Annotated in this window: 4 protein-coding genes; all 4 read right to left on the bottom strand. The window is 65.7% G+C overall.

The annotated features are described in order from the left end of the window. On the bottom strand, window positions 1–1,690 hold a 1,690-nt coding region (locus tag PHQ87_RS14525), incomplete at its 3' end, for a type I secretion system permease/ATPase (protein WP_300235859.1). Further along, on the bottom strand, window positions 1,687–3,459 hold the full coding sequence (locus tag PHQ87_RS14520; protein ID WP_300235856.1) for a type I secretion system permease/ATPase: 1,773 nt from the start codon (window positions 3,457–3,459) through the stop codon (window positions 1,687–1,689). The genes PHQ87_RS14525 and PHQ87_RS14520, both read right to left, overlap by 4 nt. Further along, a complete protein-coding gene (locus PHQ87_RS14515) occupies window positions 3,456–4,049 on the bottom strand; it encodes a hypothetical protein (protein WP_300235853.1) in 594 nt (197 codons plus the stop codon). The genes PHQ87_RS14520 and PHQ87_RS14515 overlap by 4 nt, the downstream gene beginning before the upstream one ends. A 67-nt stretch (window positions 4,050–4,116) precedes the next feature. Beyond that, the coding region (locus tag PHQ87_RS14510) for a TolC family protein (RefSeq protein ID WP_300235850.1) at window positions 4,117–4,748 on the bottom strand (632 nt) is incomplete at its 5' end.

The following is a 4,748-nucleotide window of genomic DNA, read 5'->3' as shown; positions in this document are numbered from 1 at the left end:
CGGCAGCAAGCTGGCGCAAGCGCTGCAGCACGGCGTCGCGCGGGCCGGCGTGGGCGATGCGCCCGCCGTGCAGGACCACCAGCTGGTCAGCCACCGCCAGGGCAGCGGGCCGGTGGCTGATGATGACCACCGTCTGCCCGCTCTGCTTCATGTGCTGGACGGCCTGCTGCAGGGCGGCTTCGCCGACGTCGTCCAAATTGGCATTGGGCTCGTCGAGCACCAGGATGGGGGGGCTGCCGTACATGGCGCGTGCCAGGGCCACGCGCTGGCGCTGGCCGCCCGAGAGCAGACCGCCCGATTCACCCACCGGGGTGTCGTAACCCCTGGGCAGGCGCAAGATCATGTCGTGCAGGCCGGCGGCCTGTGCCGCCTTGACCACCTGTTCGGGGTCGATCTTGCCCAGGCGGGCAATGTTTTCGGCAATGGTGCCGCGAAACAGCTCGATGTCTTGTGGCAAGTAGCCAAACACGGGGGCCAGCTGTTCGCGTTGCCATTGGCCAATGGGGGTGCCGTCCACCAGCACCTGCCCCTGGGCAGCGGGCCAGATACCCAGCATGACGCGGGCCAGGGTGGACTTGCCCGAGCCGGACGGCCCCATGACCACGGTGACGGTGCCGGGTTCAAGCTCAAGATCGATGTCCTGCAGGATGGGTTCGGCGCGCCCGGCAGCCTCGGCACGCACCTGTTGCAGCTGCATGCGACCCGACGGATGGGCGGGCGGAACCGACGGAAGGTGGGCAGGATGCTGGGCCAGCAGCTCTTCAAGCCGGCCGAAGGCGGCACGCACGCCGTCAAACTGGCGCCAGGTGCCGACCAGCTGGTCAATGGGGGCCAGCGCACGGGTCATGAGCACGTTGCCCGCAATCATGGCACCGGCACTGAGCTGGCCGTCAATGACCAGCAAGGCTCCCACCCCCAGCGAGAGTGACTGTTGTGCATAGCGCAGCCATTTGCTGACTGCGGCCATGGACATGCTGGCGCCCTGGCTGGATTCAGCGTCTGCCAGGGCTTGCTGGTGGCGCTGCAGCCAGCGTTGGCGCAGGGGGGCAGACAGGCCCATGGGTTCAATGGCTTCGAGGTTGCGCAACTTGCCCGTGAGGAACTGGGTGGCTGCCTGCTGCGATTCACGGGCCTGGGCGGCGGGCTTTTTGGTGCGGCGCAGGCTGTACCACAGCAGCAGGGCCTGAAGCACGGCAAACCCGATGGAGACCAGGCCCAGGACCGGGTGCAGCAGGAACAGAACCGCGATGTAGATGGGTGTCCAGGGCGTGTCGAAGAAAGCGAACACGCCATTGCCGGTGATGAACTGGCGGATTTCCAGCAGATCACTCAGGGCGCGGGCGTTGCGGTCACGGGTGCGCGACAGGTTGGCGTCAAAGATGGCGTGGAACACCCTGGAGCCGAGCAGACGGTCCATGACGACGCCGGTGCGCACCAGCAGGCGCGAGCGCAACCATTCAGAGGTGCCCAGCGCACCAAAAAGGAAAAGGGTGATGAGCGAGACCACCAGCAGCGTCAGTTCGTTGCGGCTGAGCAGCACGCGGTCGTAGACCTGCAGCATGTACAGGGTGGGCGCGAGCATCAGCAGGTTGGCCACGGCACTGAGGAGCCCCACCACCAGAAACTGGCGGCGAAATGCCCACAGGGTCTGGCGCAGTTCACTGCGCGCCATGAAGGAGGGTGTTTTCATGATGCTTGTTGGGCGGGGCGTGCGCTGAGCGCGGGGTTGGACTGGGCCGCCGGAGTGTTGGCGTTCTGCAGGGCACGCAGCACGTCGTCGCGCGGGCCGAAGGCCACCTGCTGTCCGTCGCGCAGCACCAGCATCTTGTTGACCACGCCCAGCACGTTGGTGCGGTGGGTCATGACCACCAGGACCGCCCCGCGCTGACGGGCAGCGGCCAAGGCACGGACCAGGGCCTGGTCTCCGGTTTCATCCAGGCTGGCGTTGGGTTCGTCAAGGACGATGAGCACCGGATCACCGTACAAAGCGCGCGCCAGCGCGACGCGCTGGCGCTGGCCACCCGACAGCACCATGCCATCGGCACCCAGCGGCGTGTCCAGCCCCTGGGGCAGGCCGTCAATGAGTGGCTGCAAACCCACGGTCTCGATCACCGTCTGGAGCTTGACGGGGTCGGGCTCGCCAAAGCGGCAGATGTTGTCGAGCAGGCTGCCATCGGTCAGTTCCACCCCCTGCGGCAGGTAGCCGATGTGCGGGCCCAGCTCGGTCTTGTCCCAGCTGAACACGTCGGCACCGTCGAGTCGCACCTTGCCCTGCAAGGCAGGCCACAGACCCACCAGCAGGCGGGCCAGGGTGGTCTTGCCCGAGGCCGATGGCCCCACGACGGCCAGGCCGTCACCGGCTTCCAGCGAAAACTGCAGTCCCTTGAGAATGGTCTGGGCACCTGGCCCGGCACCGGGACCGCCAGGCGCAGCCGCCACCAGCGTCTCGACCGACAGGCGTGCCTTGGGGGCAGGCAAAGACATGGCGGGCTGGGCAGCCGGCACGTCTGACAGCAGACTGTTCAAACGGCGCCAGGACTCACGCACGGTCACCAGCGAGCGCCACTGGGTGATGGCCTGGACGAAAGGCCCCAGGATACGGCCGGCCAGCACGGAGGCCACGATCATCATGGCCGGGCCGCCCGGGAGCGCGTCTTCCAGCACCAGCCAGGCGCCAATGCCCAGCATGGCTGACCCCAGGGTCAGCTGCAGCACCTTGGAGGCGGTCTGAAAGGCTGCGGCACGTTCAGACGCCGTGGCCTGCTGCTTGAGCATTTCGCCCTGCCGTTCGAGCCAGCGCTTGTGCACGTCCGGCAACATGCCCAGGGCGGCGACCACTTCGGTGTTGCGCAGGGAGTTGTCGGCAAATTGCTGGGCCTCGATGCCTGCGCGGTTGGCCTGCGCCAACGCGGGTTGTGTGCCCCGTTCGTTGGAATAGGCCAGCAGGGTCTGCAGCAGTGCCGCACCGAGCGCGACACCGCCCATCAAGGGGTGCAACAGGAACAGCAGCAGCAGGAACACCACGGCCACCGGCGATTCGATGACCGCCTGGATAAAAGGGCTGTGCACAAAGTCGCGCAGTTGCTGCCAGTCCCGCATGGGCTGAACGCCGGTACCCCCCGGGTGCCGCAGGTTGACGGCATAGGTGGCACTGAAGATGCGGGGGATCATGATGGCGTCCCACCCGCGCGCCATTTGCTGCAGCACCCCGCCTTGTGCCCAGTGCAGCAGCTCCATGATGCCCAGCATGAACAGGGTGATGATGGTCAGGGACCCCAGGGTGGTGTGGCTGCGGCTGTCGACCACGCGGCCGTACACCTCAAACATGTAGAAGGTGGGCACCAGCATGAGCAAGGCAGCCACGATGCCAAAGAAAAGCGCCTTGCGCCAGGGCTTGCGCAAGGCCTCAAGCGACAGGCGCAGTTCAGAAGGGGTGGAAGCAGAGGCAGGAGCGGTCATACGGGCTCGGAGATGTGTAGGTAGTCCGGCATGGCGACTGGCTGGTGGGGCGGCGGCAAAGGCTCGGCTTGCAGTGAAAAACGCAGACTGAAGCGGCCATCTGCCTGCCGCACCATGACGATGGAACGAAGTTTCTGGTTGGCAAAGGCCTGCAATTGCGCCGGGGTGAGCCCCAGGTCGAAGTGAAGCCGCCCTTCCATGGTGTAGAGGGACAAGCGCCCGTCCTTGATGGTGAGGGTGTGGGAATCAAAGTAGACCGGACAGTCATCGCCAAACTGCAGCCGGGGCAGCGGTGAACCTGCCGGGTAGCGGTCGGCCCGGAACGGGCTGCGCGGATGCTGGTACACCACCCGCGCGGCACGGCTGACCGCATAGATGGCATTGCAGATCATCTGCGAACCCATGCCCGGAAAGTCCTTGCGCAACTGGTGGTAAACCATGTGGTGCAGGGCGACCCGATTCCAGCAGCGGGTCTGGCTGACCTGTGGCGTGATGGCGTTGCAAAGCCGGGCAAAGGCCTGCTGCAACTGACCCAATGCCGCAGCCTGGGCCTCGTTGGCATTGAGCTGGAAGGCCGCGACAAAATTCATATAGGAATTCTACCGCACACCCTTGGCGATGATCCGGCTGCTGGCCGGCGCACCGCTGTGCGGCCGATCAGTTCTGCGGTTCGCGCACGGACACGAGGGCCAGATCCTCTGGCGCCAGGACGCCCGCATTGAAACGCAGCCGCAGGAAGGCAAGCAGGTAGTTGTAACGCGCGCTGGCCAGCTCACGCTCGGCAGCAATGAGTCGCTCGCGGGCATTGAGCACGTCGAGGTTGGTTCTGAACCCGGCAGCCATGCTCTTGGCCGTGGCTTCGACACCGACCCGGCTGGACTCCACCGCCTGCATCAGTGCCTGTGCACGCTGAGAGAAGCTTTGAACCAGACGGTGCTGCTGATTCAGATCCTGAAAGATCTGGTCACGCAATCCGTCAAATTCGGCCTGCGCCTGCACCAGGCGTGCGGCCGCCTGACGCGCACGCGCGCTGGTCGCCCCACCCTCGAAGATGGGGATCGTCAACTGAAGACCGATGTAGCGATCGGAGCTGCGATTGGTACGGAAGCCGTTTTCAAGCAGGCTGGTGGCACTGGCAGATGAGGACAGGCTGGTGCCGTCAGACCGGACGTTGCTGGTGGACTCGATGGGGTTGGACGAGCCGCCTTCGACCCTGGTGTTGTCCTCGGTGTCGCTGACCGATTCGAAACGGGTGTCGCGCGTGTTGGAGGAGCTGTTGGCGGTGTCGA

Origin of the sequence: Hydrogenophaga sp. (genome assembly GCF_028698005.1) — a bacterium.
GTDB lineage: Bacteria > Pseudomonadota > Gammaproteobacteria > Burkholderiales > Burkholderiaceae_C > Hydrogenophaga.
Note: the sequence above shows the minus strand (reverse complement) of the source record. Positions and strands in the feature narration are given on the sequence as shown.